This window comes from Streptomyces sp. NPDC015220 (genome assembly GCF_043079345.1).
In the GTDB taxonomy this organism is placed as follows: Bacteria; Actinomycetota; Actinomycetes; order Streptomycetales; family Streptomycetaceae; genus Streptomyces.
This window is the reverse complement of record NZ_JBIBUK010000022.1, coordinates 119,646-133,906: the sequence shown is the minus strand read 5'-3', so window position 1 is coordinate 133,906 and position 14,261 is coordinate 119,646. Positions and strand designations below refer to the sequence as shown.

The window sequence follows — 14,261 nt, the reverse complement described above, 5'->3', positions numbered from 1 at the left end:
AAGCCATGATCCAGCTGGCCATGACCGACCTGATGGCCCGCCGCCTCACCGGCGAGAACACGATCTCCTGGCGCGTCCCGACATCCCAGGATCAAGCACCTATTCCGGGATAAAACATCGGGAGAAAACGACCTCTGAGTAGAAGAGCATCGATCCGCTGCTCCAGAGGCAGCAGGTGGCACAGTCGGGCTGTTCGGTCTTACGGCACGCGTAGCGGGCCGTCGGGTCGTGAGGCGAGACGGCTGCGACGGCCGAGGGCGGCAGGCCGCCGTCCTCGGCGGTGCGCCAGCGCAGGTGCTGCTCGAGGTGCTCGATCAGCCGGACGGCGTCGCCGCCGGTGGCGAGGATCCTGGGGCGGGTGGGATTCTTGCCCAGACGGACCGGGCGGCCGTAGCGGCGCCCCCACTCTTCGCCGACCAGGCCGGTCAGCAGGTGCGGAGCTGCGCTGGCCAGTTCTTCCAGTGCGGCGCGGACGGCCGCGGTGACCAGTTCCAGCCGGGTCAGGTCGCGCACTGCGGCCAGGACGTGCGTGGAGTCCGTGCGCTGGGTGGTGCGCTCGCGAACGAGACCGGCGTCCGTCAGGCGCGCGAGCGCTAGGTGTATTGCCCTGTGAGGTTGGGGACGCGGCTGGCGGGTGGTTGCCCTTTGAGCGCGGTGTGTCCGCGGTGGTGATTGCGGGAGTGCAGCCGGCCGGGGAAGGCGTCGCGTCGTTCCTGCTCTGAGTGGTAGGGGCGGACGTGAGCCCATTCATCGAGCAGGGTGCGGTTGAAGCGTTCGACCTTGCCGTTCGCCTGAGGCCGGTAGGGCCGGGTTCGCTTGTGGGTGATCCCGGCTGCCGTCAGCAGGTCGCGCCAGTCGCGTGAGCGGTAGCAGGAGCCGTTGTCGGTCAGCACCCGTTCGGCGGTGATACCGGCCTGGGCGAAGAACGTCTGGGCCCGGGTCCAGAAGCCGGTGGCGGTCTCCTTCTTCTCGTCGGTGTGGATCTCGCTGTAGGCCAGGCGGGAGTGGTCGTCGACGGCGGTGTGCAGGTAGCTGTAGCCGGCGTTCGAGCGGTTCTCGCGGCCCGCTTTCCGACCGAGGACCTTGTGGCCGCCGCCGTCGGGGATGTTGCCATGCTTCTTGATGTCGACGTGGACCAGCTCGCCGGGCCGGTCACGTTCGTAGCGGCGTTTGACGCGGCCGGTGGCCCGGTCCAGGTGGGACAGGCGGGCCAGACGGTAACGGGTCAGCACGCGGTGAGCGGTGCAGGGCACGAGCCGCAGCAGGTGGGCGATGCGGACCGGTCCCCAGCGGCGTTGGATCCGGACCTTGATGATCCGCCGTTCGGTGCGGGTCGGGGTGCGGCGTGGGCTCATGTGCGGCCGGGAGGACAGATCGCTCGTCCCGGCCTCGCCCTGCGTGCGGTAGCGGTCGGCCCACCGCTGGGCAGTGGTGGGCGAGACCTGGAAACGTTCGGCGGCCCGGCGATGAGGTTCCCCCGCTGGGCGGGAGGTATGGGGCTTTCCCCTTGATCGTGAACACCGGGTGTCATGCGGCCGGGGTCAGCGTGGTTGATCGCTGCTCGTAGGTGATCGGGCTGATCTGGCCGAGGCGTGAGTGCCCTCGCCGGGTGTTGTAGCGGGTCGCCCATCGGAAGACCGAGAGCCGGTCCTCACGGGCCCCGTTCCGCTGCTTCCGTCCCTGGAGAGTCTCGCGTTTCAGGGTCGCGTTCAGACTCTCCGCGGGGGCGTTGTCCGCGCTCGTGCCCACCGCGCCGCGCGATCTGGTCACGCCGAGTTCCGAGCAGACCTGGGCGAACTCCTTCGACGCGTACTGGGTGAGTTCAACCGGTCGATGCAACATCGGGTTGTTGAGGTAAGCGTAGCTGCTCATCGAAGACTTCGGCGGGGGTCTTCCAGCCGAGGATCTTGCGGGGCCGATTGTTGAGTGCGTACGCGACGGCTTCGAGGTCTTCGGCGGACCACCGAGACAGATCTGTGCCTTTCGGGAAGGAGGCCGCGTTCGCCGCCACTCCGGGCGGAAGCTTCGCTTCGAGCGCGACTACGAACTTGTACCGGGTGTCAACCCCTGCCGCATCGATACAAGTGGGGCGCACAGTGGGCGTGGCCATGGGAACCTCTTCCACATACTCGAAAGGACGTTGAGACGGGTCTTGAGTGACCTTCTTCGGACTGGCAGAGGCCGACCCGCAGGTCTTGTACGTTCTTGCATCGCGACACGGAACCATCGCTGATGAGAGGGTGTTGGAGGATGCATGGCGCGGCGGCAGAGGAGGCGCTCGGTGCGTACGTATGGAAGCACGTTCTCTCAACAACACACCTCTCTGACAGGGCAGGTGGCCCTGGTCACCGGTGGCTCAGCAGGACTTGGCCTGGCCATCGCACGAGCCCTCGCCGAGGTCGGCTCCACTGTCGTGGTCGCCAGCCGCCGTCAGAAAGTATGTACGGATGCCGCGGAACAGATCACCGCGGAGACCGGCCGACCGGCGCTGGGCTTGGCCTGCGATGTCACCGACGAGCAAGCTGTCCACCGGCTCGTCGAAGCGGTCGTCGAACGGCACGGCCGCGTGGACGTCGTGGTCACCAGCGCTGGTGTCCAAGCCCGCGGGGAGATCACTGATCTCGACGTCGCGACCCTGCGGCGCTGCCTGGAGGTCAACGTGGTCGGCACCTTCTTGACCTGCCAAGCCGCCGTTCCGATGATGCGCACCCTCGGATACGGCCGTATCATCACCCTCGCCAGCGCGCTCGGGCTGGTCGGTGCCGCCGGCCGCACGGGCTACGCCGCAAGCAAGGGTGCGGTGGTTCAGTTCACCCGAAGCCTCGCCGTGGAACTCGCCGGATCCGGAATCTGTGTCAATGCCCTCGCTCCGGGGCCGTTCCGCACACCACTTAACGATGGCGTGGATGACGATGCCCACGTGCGCAACTTTCTCGACCATCAGGTACCCGCCGGCCGGTGGGCGGAGCCGACCGAACTCACCGGGGCCGCCTTGCTCCTGGCCAGTCCCGCCGCGTCCTATCTCACCGGCGCTGTCCTGCCGGTCGATGGGGGCTGGACCGCTCACTGATGGGCCGCGCAGCCATTGCGCGGCCAGCCTTCGTCCCCGCCTACGCCGCGCACCACGATCCCTCCTCCCGTGCGGCACCGGCCCGGCACGGCGCTGTGGACGCTTACTTCAACAACCCGATGTTGCATCGACCGGTTGAACTCACCCAATAGAGCGCGGCCGCCTTCGCCGAGGTCTGCCACCGGCATGGCATCCGCCGCAGCATGGGCCGCGTCGGCTCAAGCTACGACAACGCCCTCGCCGAGTCGTTCTTCCAGGGCCTCAAGCGCGAATTGCTCCATGGCCGCCGCTGGACCTCGAAGGCACAGACCCGTCTGGAGCTGTTCCGCCGGCTGTCCTACTACAACCGGCGCCGTCGACACTCCGCGCTCGGCCACCTCACACCAGCCGAGTTCGAACAGCAACTGATCACGTCACGTACGCTGTCACTCGTCGCATGAAACCCGGTGTCCACTCCCGGGGATAACCTCAGCTATTTCGTGTCCCCGTTTCCGAGAACCTTCCGTGTTCGGTTGGCTGCTCTCCTCCACGATCTTGAGGGTTCGTGCAGTGGGTGACCATGGCGATCTATGACGTGTCCGCGACGAGCCTGGCCGGGACCCCTCAATCACCGGCCGGGTTGGAAGACGGCGCGTACGCATCCGTCGAGCTTCTCCTTGAAGATGTGGTATCCCTCAGGCCCGTCATCGAGGGACATGATGTGGGTGGCCAGGTGGGCTGTCTTCAGCTCGCCCCTTTCCATACGCTCCAGGAGCATGGGGATGTCGCGGTGGCCGTGCTGCTGGGACGCGCACGTCAAGCGGGTCCGCCGTCCGTCCTACCCGGCCGGACGCCGTTCGTCGGCCGGCTATGGCCTGCGTAGCAGGCGGGCGGTGGCCCGGAGGGTCCTTACCGCTTGTGGCCGTTGCCGTGTCCGTCGGGATGCAGGACCACCTTGGTCCAGCCCTCGTCACGGGCATCGAAGTGCTCGTAGGCGGTGGGGGCCTCGTCCAGGCTGAGCTCGTGGGAGACGACGAAGCTCGGCTTCGCCTTCCCGCCGGCGATCAGGTCCCGCAGCGCCCGGTTGTACTTCTTCACCGGAGCCTGCCCGGTCCCCATCTGCTGGCCCTTGAACCACATCAGCCCGAAGTCGATCGGAACCTTGCCCTGGGCCTCCAGCTCACCCTGGGCCTCCGCGCCGCCGGGATCCTGGGGCATGAAAACGCCCACCACGCCGATGTCGCCGGTGAACCTGACCGAGTCGATCAGTCCGTTGAGCGTGAGGCTGGCGTCCTCGTGTCCCTGGGGATCGTGGGCCTGGTAGCCGACGCACTCGCAGCCGTTGTCGGCGCCCAGCCCGAGGGTGGCCTCCTTGACGACCTCCGCCGGGTTCTGCTCGGCGGTGTTGATCGGGATGGCCCCGATCTCCTCCGCCTTGCGCAGCCGGTCGGGGTGGTGGTCGGCCGTCCACACGCGGCCGGCGCCCTTGAGGAGGGCGGAGTAGGTCGCCATCAGCCCGACCGGACCGGCCCCGAAGACGATGGTCTGGTCGCCCGGTTTGACGTGGGCCATCTCGGTGGCGTGATAGCCGGTCGGGAAGATGTCGGCGAGCATCACGTAGTCGGTCTGCCGCTCGGCGGCGTCCTCACCCAGCCGCAGCGCGTTGAAGTCACCGTAGGGCACGCGCAGCAGCTCCGCCTGACCACCCTGGTAGGGGCCCATCTCGGCGAATCCGTAGGCGGCTCCCGCGAGGGCGGGTTCCGGCTGCATGGTCAGGCAGTAGTTGGTCAGACCCTGCTCGCACTGCTTGCAGAAGCCGCAGGCGATGTTGAACGGCAGGACCACGTACTCGCCGACCCGGACCTTGCGGACGGCCGAGCCGACCTCCACCACCTGCCCCATGTTCTCGTGGCCCAGGGTGCGGCCGGACTCGAACGAGGTGCGGCCCTCGTACATGTGCAGGTCCGAACCGCAGATGTTGGTGGTGGTGATCTTGACGATGATGTCGCAGGGATGCTCGATCTTCGCGTCCGGCACGTCCTTCACCGTGACCGTTCGCGGTCCTTCGTATACCGCTGCTTTCATGATGACTTCCCTCGGTGTCACGGCATGACCGCGGCACGGCGATGATGAGACGGCGCGAGGAGCCCGACCCTCGGGAGCGCTACGACCAAGTCCGTGCCTTCGGCACGCCTCTGCGGGCCGCCCACCCGGATCAGGTGGAACGGTGGATTCGCCGCCGGCCCGCCAGGCGGAGCTTCGGCGCTCCGACGGCGTACCGTGCGGGTCCCCGTCAGCCTCCGACGCGAAACAACCGCGCACCGATCGATCAGGTCATGCGAGCGAAGCTGCCTGGTTCAACGGGCGTGGACTGAACGACCGCCGTGTGCAGCCGCACCACCGGCACGCCGGCCGGCGATGAGCGGCGATGCGGGCACGCGACCGGAACCCTTCACACCGGTATCGGTTCACTCCGAGGGCGGGTCACCGTAGTCGTCGTGGAGCATGTCACGACGTTCCTGTTCACGCTTGGCGAAGGCGGCTACCCGGATCGCCTCCGCGCTCTCGAGGCCGGATCCCAGCGCCCCGCCCATGGTGGCGATCGATCCCAGCGCCCCGCCCATGGTAGCGATCGAAGTGACGAGCCAGGACGATGCCCGGTAACACCCGCGCCCGCCCTCACTCCCCGCCACCGGCGAGCCGATCACCCGCTCCCGGCCCTGACAACGTCCCGGCAGGTGACCAAGATCTAACGATGAGGATTTGACGTGCCCGAAAACGCGCCCAGCCCTGCCGACGCCTGGTGGAGCAACGCGGTGGTCTACCAGATCTACCCGCGCAGCTTCGCCGACTCGAACGCGGACGGCATAGGCGACCTGCAGGGCATCACCGAACGCCTCGACTACCTCTTTGAACTCGGCGTCGACGTGCTGTGGCTCTCCCCGGTCTGTCCCTCCCCGCACGACGACAACGGCTACGACATCAGCGACTACCAGGACATCGACCCGCTCTTCGGCACTCTCGCCGACTTCGACCGTCTCCTGGCCTCCGTGCACGAACGCGGCATGAAGCTCGTCATGGACCTGGTCGTCAACCACACCAGCGACGAACATCCCTGGTTCACCGCTTCCCGCGACGACGGCCCCGGCGGTCCCGAGCGCGACTGGTACATCTGGCGTCCGCCCCGCGAGGGCATGGAGCCCGGAACGGCGGGAGCGGAACCGAACAACTGGGAGTCGTGGTTCTCCGGTCCCGCCTGGACGTTGGACGAAGTGTCCGGCGAGTACTGTCGCACACCTTCTCCCGCAAGCAGCCCGACCTGAACTGGGACAACCCCGAGGTCCGCCAGGCCGGGTACGCGATGATGCGCTGGTGGCTGGAGCGCGGGGTCGACGGCTTGCGCATGGACGTCATCAACCGGGCGGCAAGGCGCGGCCAGCCACCAGCCTCGCCGATGGCACGGTGTGCGGCGATGAAGACGTTGATGCCGGTGGAGCCTGCATCGGTGGCTCCTCTTCATGGCGGGCCTGCTCCGTTCGCACCAACCGCGATGGCGGTCGGCCGGGTGCTCGGCGACGGTGAAGTGGCGCCCGGCCGCCTCGCCCGGGCTTCGTCCGCCTGGGCCAAGGGAGCCGGTCATGTCGACACGCAACACGATGCTGCGCAGCCTGCACGATGTCGGGCTGGCCGCCTGGTTCGGCGGCTCCCTCATGGGCGCGGTCGGCCTGAACGGTGCCGCCCGGGACGAGGGCGACACCTGGGCCACCACCGCGCGGATCGCCAGCTCCGGCTGGGCGAAGTGGACCCCCCTCAATGCCGCGGCGATCGCCACGCACCTGCTCGGCTCCGGCGGCCTGCTCGCCGCCAACGCCCCGCGGGTGGCCGCCCAGCAGGGCGTGGCCGCCTCCACCCTCACCAAGACCGTCCTGACCGGCGCCGCCCTCGCGGCGACCGCCTACAGCCGCGTACTGGGCAAGAAGATCGAACTGGCGGCGTCCTCCGACCCGCAGGATGCCGAGAAGTCCGCCAAGCACCCCATCGACACCGACAAGGCGCAGCGGCACCTGGTCTGCATGCAGTGGGCCGTCCCCGCGCTCACCGGCGGCCTGGTCATCCTCAACGCCCTCCACGGCGAACAGCAGCGCCCCGCCGAGCAGCTCCACGGCATGTGGGAAAGGGCCCGCACACTGGCGCTCCACATGCCCTCGCCCGGGCACCTCACGCACTGATCCGCCGGCCGGGCTGCCGCATCACAGCCCGCTGGCCGATGCGGCCCGCTCAGCGGCCCGCAGTGGCCACGGCACGAGGTCGCTGGCTCACCTGCGGTACCTCATGCAGCGGCAGGGCCAATGCCGTAGCCGGTTCTGTGAACTCTCCGGGTGTCGGGCGTACAGGGCCTTCGGTCCCGTCCTCGACGATCGCTCTGATCCGTGGGGTGCGGATCCCGGCGGCGTAGGCGAGCGCCTCGGCGCTCAGTAGCGGGTCAGTCCCCGCGGCGGGCAGGTCCTGGGCGGTCAGCAGGAGAGGCCCGGCACCGGACAGTACGCGTGCCAGCGGTCCCGTGGGCGTCTCGGCGATTCGGGGCAGCCGGCCGGTCAGGCCCCGACGGGCAGTACGCACGGATCGTGGTGCACCACGCAGACCCGGCGCGGCCGACCGTGCTCTTCGAGCAGGTCTACCACACACCGGTGCACCAGTGCCTCGCCGCCCGGCGTCGACTTGCACTCGGCCCCCGTGCGGGTAGCGTCGATCAAGGCGTATGCCACCCACGAAGGAGCGAGCGTATGGGCCTGGAACGGTGGATCGGTCAGTGGCCCGTGTACCGGCAGCTCACCGGCCCCGACCGGCTCGGCCGGGGCAAGGCGGCCGAGTCCCCGCGCTCGGCAGCTCTCGGACCCCGCACCGACCGCGCGGACCGAGTCGCGGACTCCGTCTGCCCCTATTGCGCCGTGGGCTGCGCGCAGCGCGTCTACGTCAAGGACGACCGGGTCATCCAGATCGAGGGCAACCCGGACAGCCCGATCTCGCGCGGCCGGCTGTGCCCGAAGGGATCCGCCAGCAAGCAGCTCGTCACCGGCCCGCAGCGCGAGCAGAAGGTCCGCTACCGTCCGCCGTACGCCACCGAGTGGCAGGACCTCGATCTGGACACGGCCATGGACATGGTGGCCGCCCGGGTGCTGGACGCCCGCCGCAGGGGTTGGCAGGACACCGACGGGTCCGGGAACACACTCCGCCGCACCATGGGCATCGCCAGCCTGGGCGGCGCGACGCTGGACAATGAAGAGAACTATCTGATCAAAAAGCTGTTCACCGCTCTGGGCGCGCTCCAGATCGAGAACCAGGCGCGTATTTGACACTCCGCCACGGTTCCCGGTCTGGGAGCCTCGTTCGGACGCGGCGGCGCCACCGACTACCAGCAGGACCTGATCAACGCCGACTGCATCGTCATCATGGGCTCGAACATGGCCGAGGCCCATCCGGTCGGCTTCCAGTGGGTGATGGAGGCCAAGGCACGCGGCGCCAGGGTCATCCACATCGATCCGCGCTTCACCCGGACCAGCGCACTGGCCGACCAGCACGTCACACTGCGGGTCGGCACCGACATCGCGTTCCTCGGCGGCGTCATCAACCACATCCTGTCCGACGACCTGCATTTCAGGGAGTACGTACAGGCGTACACCAACGCCCCGTTCCTGCTGAGCGATCGTTACCAGGACACCGAGGACCTGGACGGACTGTTCAGCGGCTACGACCCGCACACCGCCTCCTACGACCCCTCCAGCTGGACGTACGAGGGCGTCGAGGCCGAGGAACGCCCGGGGAAGCGTCACAAGGAGCAGGCCTCGGCCTACCAGCACGGTGCCGGCGGCCCGGTCGTCGAGGGAGGCGCCCGAGACATCGCCGCCGACCCCACGCTTGAGCACCCACGCTGCGTCTTCCAGGTGCTCAAGCGGCACTTCGCCCGCTACACCCCGGAGATGGTCGAGCGCATCTGCGGGGTGCCCCGGGAACGGTTCCTGGACGTGTGCCGGGCCTGGACGGAGCACTCCGGCCGGGAACGCACCGCCGCGCTGGTGTACAGCGTCGGCTGGACCCAGCACTCCGTCGGCGCCCAGTACATCCGGGCCGGTTCGATCATCCAGCTGTTGCTGGGCAACATCGGCCGCCCCGGCGGAGGCATCTACGCCCTGCGCGGGCATGCCAGCATCCAGGGCTCCACCGACATCCCGACCCTGTTCAACCTGCTGCCCGGCTACCTGCCGATGCCGGACACCACCCATGAGAACCTGACCGCCTACCTGGACGGTATTCGCCGCCCCGACCAGAAGGGGTTCTGGGGCAACGCCGACGCCTACATGATCTCCCTGCTCAAGGAGTACTGGGGTGAGGCGGCGACAGCGGAGAACGACTACTGCTTCGACTACCTGCCCCGCATCAACGGCGATCACGGCACCTATCGCACCGCCATGGACATGGTAGACGGGAAGGTCTTCGGCTACTTCCTGCTCGGTCAGAATCCCGGGGTCGGGTCCGCGCACGGCCGTCTCCAGCGCCTCGGCATGGCCAACCTGGACTGGCTCGTCGTCCGCGACCTGACCATGATCGAGAGCGCCACGTTCTGGAAGGACGCCCCCGAGGTGGAGACCGGGGAGATCGTCACCGAGCGCTGCCGCACGGAGGTGTTCTTCTTCCCCGCCGCCTCGCACGTGGAGAAGGCCGGCACCTTCACCCAGACCCAGCGGATGCTGCAGTGGCGGGACAAGGCCGTCGAACCGAGCGGCGACCAGCGCTCGGATCTGTGGTTCTTCTACCACCTCGGCAGGCGCGTCAAGGACGAACTGGCCGGCTCGACCGACGACCGCGACCGGCCCGTGCTCGACCTTGCCTGGGACTACCACACCGAGGGCGACGAACCGTCCGCGGCGGACGTGCTGCGCCATATCAACGGCATCGACCTGCGGACCGGCCGGACCGTCGGCGGCTACCCCGACCTCAAGGCCGACGGCAGCACGGCCTGCGGCTGCTGGATCTACAGCGGCGTGTACGCCGACGAGACCAACCAGGCCCGGCGCCGCAAATCCCGCTTCGAGCAGGGGCCCTACGATGCCGAGTGGGGCTGGACCTGGCCGCTGAATCGGCGAGTGCTCTACAACCGTGCCTCCGCCGATCCGCAGGGCAGGCCCTGGAGCGAGCGCAAGGCCCTCGTCTGGTGGGACGAGGACCGCGGGGAGTGGACCGGACACGACACCCCGGACTTCGAGAAGGACAAGCCACCCCACTACCGGCCTCCCGAGGGCGCATCGGGGCCGCAGGCGCTGAGCGGCGAGGACGCGTTCATCATGATGTCCGACGGGAAGGCGTGGCTGTTCGCGCCCACCGGCCTGTCGGACGGCCCGCTGCCCACCCACTACGAGCCGCACGAGTCGCCCGTGCGCAACCTCCTGTACGGCCAGCAGGCCAACCCCACGAGGAAGGTCTACGGGCGCCGCGACAACCCCTCCAATCCGGCTCCCCCCGAGGCGCACGGGGAGGTGTTCCCCTTCGTGTTCACGGCGTCGCGGCTCACCGAGCACCACACCGCCGGGGGCATGAGCCGCCAACTGCCGTACCTGTCGGAGCTGCAGCCCGAGCTGTTCGTCGAGGTGTCGCCGGAGCTGGCGGCCGAACGCGGCCTGCGCCATCTGGACTGGGCCCACGTGATCACCAGCCGGACCGCGGTGGAGGCCCGCGTCTTCGTCACCGACCGGATGGCGCCGCTGCGTGTCGAGGACCGCACCGTCCACCAGGTCTGGATGCCCTACCACTGGGGCGGCGCCGGCCTCACCACCGGCGACGTCGTCAACGACCTGATCGGAGTGGTGGCCGACCCGAACGTGCTGATCCAGGAGAGCAAGGTCCTGACCTGTGACATCCGCCCCGGACGACGGCCCAGGGGGCCCGCCCTCCTCGCATACGTCCAGGACTACCGCCGCCGGGCCGGGATCACACCGCAGACCGGCACCCGCATCGTGACGACGGGCGACGACCCCAGGCCGACCCACACCGAACCCCACCGGGAGGAGGATTCCCCATGACGGACGAGCACAGTCTGTACGGGTCCCTCGAGGACCCCGCCGCGGACGCCGGCCACCGCGACCACCCGCCCAGGGTCGGTTTCTTCACCGACACCTCCGTGTGCATCGGCTGCAAGGCGTGCGAAGTCGCCTGCAAGGAGTGGAACGACGTCCCCGACGACGGCCTCGACCTGCTGGGCATGTCCTTCGACAACACCGGCATGCTCGGCGCGAGTTCCTGGCGGCACGTCGCCTTCATCGAGCAGGAACGCCCACTGGGACGACAGGACCCCGGCCTGTCCGACCTGCCCACCGGGCCCTCGGCCACCGAGCACACCGCCGAGGTCGTAGCGGACGCCGTGCGGGACGCGCCCCGGGGCGGTGGCGAACTGGGCACCGAGCCCGTCGACCTGGGCTTCCCCTCCTTCGACCTGCCCGGCGCCGGTACCGGCGCGGACGCCCGTACCGACTTCCGCTGGCTGATGTCCTCCGACGTGTGCAAGCACTGCACCCACGCCGGATGCCTCGACGTCTGCCCGACCGGAGCGCTCTTCCGCACCGAGTTCGGCACCGTGGTGGTGCAGCCCGACATCTGCAACGGCTGCGGCTACTGCGTGTCCGGCTGTCCCTACGGGGTCATCGACCGGCGGCCCGACGACGGCCGGGCCTGGAAGTGCACCCTGTGCCACGACCGCCTGCGCGGCGGCCTCGAGCCCGCCTGCGCCAAGGCCTGCCCGACCGACTCCATCCAGTTCGGGCCGCTCGACGAACTGCGGGAGCGGGCCGACCGGCGACTGGAGCAGTTGCACGAGGCGGGCGTGGGCGAGGCACGGCTGTACGGGCGCGATCCCGAGGACGGAGTGGGTGGCGACGGCGCCTTCTTCCTGCTGCTCGACGAGCCGGAGGCCTACGGGCTGCCGCCGGATCCCGTCGTGCCCACGCGTGATCTGCCGTCCATGTGGAGGCACGCCGCGGTGGCGGCCTCCGCGCTGCTCGCGGCCACCGCCGCCGTCTTCGTCAGGAAGGGTCACCGATGACCGACGACGACGGATCCCTGCGCGAGCCGCGTAGCGACGCGGGCGCCGCCGACCTGCGTGTGCCCGCGTTCGGCGCCGGCCGCGACCGACACGACGACCAACGCGTCGCAGCGGACTCGGAGTTCCGCTCCTATTACGGGCGGCCGGTACTGAAACCGCCGGTGTGGGAGTGGAAGGTGCCGGCCTACCTGTTCACCGGCGGCCTGTCGGCCGGTGCCGCCCTGCTCTCCGCCGGCGCCGACCTGACCGGCCGTCCGGCCCTGTGCCGCGCCGGGCGCCTGGGCGGCTTCGGTGCCCTGCTGGCCAGCAGCTACCTGTTGATCGCAGACCTCGGTCGTCCCGAACGCTTCCACCACATGCTGCGGGTGGCCAAGCCCAGTTCACCGATGTCCGTCGGCACATGGATCCTCGCCGCCTACGGACCCGGCAGCGGCCTGGCCGCCATGACCGAGCTGCTCCCGAGCTCCCTGCGCGCCGTGCTGCCCGGCCGCCTGCCGACTCGGGCGGGCCGCTTGGGAGGTCTGTCCTCGGCCGCGTTCGCCCCCGCTCTGGCGTCCTACACCGCGGTGCTGCTCTCCCAGACGGCTGTGCCGGCCTGGCACGAGGCACGCCGGGAGCTGCCCTTCCTGTTCGCGGGGTCCGCGGCGGCGAGCGGCGCGGGGCTCGGGATGCTGCTGGCCCCCGTGCACGAGGCGAGCCCTGCCCGACAGCTCGCGGCCCTCGGGGCGAGTGCCGAACTCGTCGCCTCCCGGCTGATCGAACGCCGGCCGGGCCTGGAGACCAAGGCCTACACCAGAGGCCGAGCCCGTCGGCTGCGCCGGGCATCCGAATACCTCACCCTCGCCGGCGCCCTGGCCGCCGTCACCGTCGCCCGCCGCAGCCGCCCCGCCGCTGCCGCCGCCGGGCTCGCCCTGCTGGCCGGCAGCGCCCTCCAGCGGTTCGGCACCTTCGACGCGGGCGTCGCCTCGACCAAGGACCCGGCCTACGTCGTGGTTCCCCAACGCGCACGTCTGAACGCCCGTAGCGGGCAGCACCAGCATGGCGACCAGGCGCAATGACGTCGTGTGAGAGGGAACTTCCGGAGTGGCCCGGGCGACATCGACCAACAGGAAACCAACCAAGACGTCAGCACCGCTCCTGGTCGTCTCAGGGGCGCGGCGACGGTCCAAGGTGGCCGCCGTGCTGTTCGCGGTGGGGGCGGCTCAGCCGACTGTGGTGGCCAGTGCCTCCTCGGCTTGGCGGACGCGCCACTCCTCGATTCTTTCCTGCTGTCGCCGCGCTCGTTCGAGCAGCGTGTCGAGCCGGGCGGAGTCCAGGCGCTCGTCGGCGGCGCTGAGGCGGCGCAGGGCCTGCCACCCGGCCGCCTTTCCCTCGACCCCCAGCCGTAGGGCCTCCAGATCCAGCATGGTGCCGAGCGGGGACGGGCGCAGCAGGCGGCCGTTGAGCTTCAGCCGTCCCAGCTTCTCGCCCGCCCAGCCGGCGCACACCTTGTAGCGGCGAACGGGAACGCCGAGATCCTCCATGATGTCCAGCAGCGCTGCCCGGTCCTGGGCGATCTCGGCTGCTACGGGCTCGATCGCGCGGCCGAGCGCGGACCCACGGGCGGCCCGCGCCAGGCGGGTGGCGCGTTCGGTCCCGGCGGTGGCGCCGGCGAGGTGGTCGTTGAGATAGATGCCGAGCAGCCTCATGTCGACGCCTGGTCCCGTTGGGCGGCTCCGGGTCGCGGTGGAATGCGGAAGCGTGTTCATCTGCGGCCTCCTTCGGTTCCCGGGGTGCGGCTCGTGTGTGAGCGAGGGACAGACGGCGCGGAGCCGGCCGTGAACGAGGTTCGATCCAGCCCACGAGGGAGGTAGTGGGTCTGTCTGAGAAACGCGGCCATGTCCTGCAGGGTCCGCCGGTATCCGTCTTCGAGGTGTGCGTCGACATCGGTGGCGTCCCTCGGCCTCCACCCACCGTCAACCTGGGTCGGATGCCCGGCGATCGGATATCCGTCGCGCCCACCGGGCCCCGGCGCGCGGCCCCAACCCTGCTGTCGTACGGCGACGCGCGGTCGGTGTCTGCAGCCGAGACCCTTTCCAGCGTCCCGGTGAGCTCCTGCCACCGAGAATCCGGCCGCCGGGC

Annotated in this window: 11 protein-coding genes and 6 pseudogenes; 9 read left to right on the top strand and 8 right to left on the bottom strand. The window is 69.6% G+C overall.

Annotation, left to right across the window (positions count from 1 at the left end):
- Positions 1-113, top strand: a pseudogene (locus tag ACF061_RS31590) (IS5/IS1182 family transposase); the annotation flags it as partial.
- On the opposite strand, the gene ACF061_RS31585 reads toward ACF061_RS31590, so the two are convergent.
- The 4 genes and pseudogenes from ACF061_RS31585 to ACF061_RS31570 form a co-directional block, all read right to left on the bottom strand.
- Positions 100-513: a hypothetical protein gene (locus ACF061_RS31585; RefSeq protein WP_392270411.1), complete on the bottom strand. Its 414-nt coding sequence runs from the start codon at positions 511-513 to the stop codon at positions 100-102. The pseudogene ACF061_RS31590 and the gene ACF061_RS31585 overlap by 14 nt on opposite strands.
- Before the next feature lie 80 nt (positions 514-593).
- A pseudogene (locus tag ACF061_RS31580) lies at positions 594-1,472 on the bottom strand (IS481 family transposase); the annotation flags it as partial.
- Between the two features lie 55 nt (positions 1,473-1,527).
- Positions 1,528-1,815: pseudogene (locus ACF061_RS31575) on the bottom strand (integrase core domain-containing protein); the annotation flags it as partial.
- Positions 1,816-1,822: 7 nt separating this feature from the next.
- A pseudogene (locus tag ACF061_RS31570) lies at positions 1,823-1,990 on the bottom strand (IS30 family transposase); the annotation flags it as partial.
- Positions 1,991-2,335: 345 nt separating this feature from the next.
- Between ACF061_RS31570 and ACF061_RS31565 the strand changes: the two are divergent.
- Together ACF061_RS31565 and ACF061_RS31560 are read left to right on the top strand one after the other, a co-directional pair.
- Positions 2,336-3,070, top strand: a complete 735-nt coding sequence (locus ACF061_RS31565) for an SDR family NAD(P)-dependent oxidoreductase (RefSeq protein WP_392270410.1) — start codon at positions 2,336-2,338, stop codon at positions 3,068-3,070.
- Positions 3,071-3,222: 152 nt separating this feature from the next.
- A pseudogene (locus ACF061_RS31560) lies at positions 3,223-3,510 on the top strand (integrase core domain-containing protein); the annotation flags it as partial.
- A 167-nt stretch (positions 3,511-3,677) separates the two neighbouring features.
- Here ACF061_RS31560 and ACF061_RS31555 read toward each other — a convergent pair.
- The 3 genes from ACF061_RS31555 to ACF061_RS31545 form a co-directional block, all read right to left on the bottom strand.
- Positions 3,678-3,869: a hypothetical protein gene (locus ACF061_RS31555; RefSeq protein WP_392270409.1), complete on the bottom strand. Its 192-nt coding sequence runs from the start codon at positions 3,867-3,869 to the stop codon at positions 3,678-3,680.
- 89 nt (positions 3,870-3,958) lie between these two features.
- Entirely contained in the window at positions 3,959-5,134 is a 1,176-nt protein-coding gene (locus ACF061_RS31550; protein WP_392270408.1) for a glutathione-independent formaldehyde dehydrogenase, read from the bottom strand.
- A gap of 383 nt (positions 5,135-5,517) precedes the next feature.
- Positions 5,518-5,673 carry a hypothetical protein gene (locus ACF061_RS31545; RefSeq protein WP_392270407.1) on the bottom strand — a complete coding sequence of 52 codons (156 nt, stop codon included), beginning with the start codon at positions 5,671-5,673 and terminating at the stop codon, positions 5,518-5,520.
- A 144-nt stretch (positions 5,674-5,817) separates the two neighbouring features.
- Between ACF061_RS31545 and ACF061_RS31540 the strand changes: the two genes are divergently transcribed.
- The 6 genes and pseudogenes from ACF061_RS31540 to nrfD all read left to right on the top strand — a co-directional run bounded on the left by ACF061_RS31540 (position 5,818) and on the right by nrfD (position 13,198).
- Positions 5,818-6,372: an alpha-amylase family glycosyl hydrolase gene (locus tag ACF061_RS31540; RefSeq protein ID WP_392270406.1), complete on the top strand. Its 555-nt coding sequence runs from the start codon at positions 5,818-5,820 to the stop codon at positions 6,370-6,372.
- A pseudogene (locus ACF061_RS31535) lies at positions 6,288-6,461 on the top strand (alpha-amylase family glycosyl hydrolase); the annotation flags it as partial. The gene ACF061_RS31540 and the pseudogene ACF061_RS31535, both read left to right, overlap by 85 nt.
- A 226-nt stretch (positions 6,462-6,687) precedes the next feature.
- Positions 6,688-7,278 (top strand): hypothetical protein, encoded by a 591-nt coding sequence (locus ACF061_RS31530; RefSeq protein ID WP_392270405.1) that lies wholly within the window; start codon positions 6,688-6,690, stop codon positions 7,276-7,278.
- Positions 7,279-7,833: 555 nt separating this feature from the next.
- A complete protein-coding gene (gene fdh / locus ACF061_RS31525) occupies positions 7,834-11,124 on the top strand; it encodes a formate dehydrogenase (protein ID WP_392270404.1) in 3,291 nt (1,096 codons plus the stop codon).
- Positions 11,121-12,140: a 4Fe-4S dicluster domain-containing protein gene (locus ACF061_RS31520; RefSeq protein WP_392270403.1), complete on the top strand. Its 1,020-nt coding sequence runs from the start codon at positions 11,121-11,123 to the stop codon at positions 12,138-12,140. The genes fdh and ACF061_RS31520 overlap by 4 nt, the downstream gene beginning before the upstream one ends.
- Positions 12,137-13,198 (top strand): NrfD/PsrC family molybdoenzyme membrane anchor subunit, encoded by a 1,062-nt coding sequence (gene nrfD, locus ACF061_RS31515; RefSeq protein ID WP_392270402.1) that lies wholly within the window; start codon positions 12,137-12,139, stop codon positions 13,196-13,198. Before ACF061_RS31520 ends, nrfD begins: the two co-directional genes overlap by 4 nt.
- Before the next feature lie 144 nt (positions 13,199-13,342).
- Here nrfD and ACF061_RS31510 read toward each other — a convergent pair whose 3' ends face one another.
- The gene (locus ACF061_RS31510) at positions 13,343-13,888 is read right to left on the bottom strand and encodes a hypothetical protein (RefSeq protein ID WP_392270401.1); all 546 of its coding nucleotides are present in this window, start codon (positions 13,886-13,888) and stop codon (positions 13,343-13,345) included.
- Between the last annotated feature and the right edge of the window lie 373 nt (positions 13,889-14,261).

Bases quoted from the DNA above. Each gene is read 5' to 3' on its own strand.
- ACF061_RS31520 (WP_392270403.1), top strand. From the start codon at position 11,121: ATGACGGACGAGCACAGTCTGTACGGGTCCCTCGAGGACCCCGCCGCG.
- ACF061_RS31530 (WP_392270405.1), top strand. From the start codon at position 6,688: ATGTCGACACGCAACACGATGCTGCGCAGCCTGCACGATGTCGGGCTG.
- ACF061_RS31550 (WP_392270408.1), bottom strand. From the start codon at position 5,134: ATGAAAGCAGCGGTATACGAAGGACCGCGAACGGTCACGGTGAAGGAC.
- ACF061_RS31545 (WP_392270407.1), bottom strand. From the start codon at position 5,673: ATGGGCGGGGCGCTGGGATCGATCGCCACCATGGGCGGGGCGCTGGGA.
- nrfD (WP_392270402.1), top strand. From the start codon at position 12,137: ATGACCGACGACGACGGATCCCTGCGCGAGCCGCGTAGCGACGCGGGC.
- ACF061_RS31510 (WP_392270401.1), bottom strand. From the start codon at position 13,888: ATGAACACGCTTCCGCATTCCACCGCGACCCGGAGCCGCCCAACGGGA.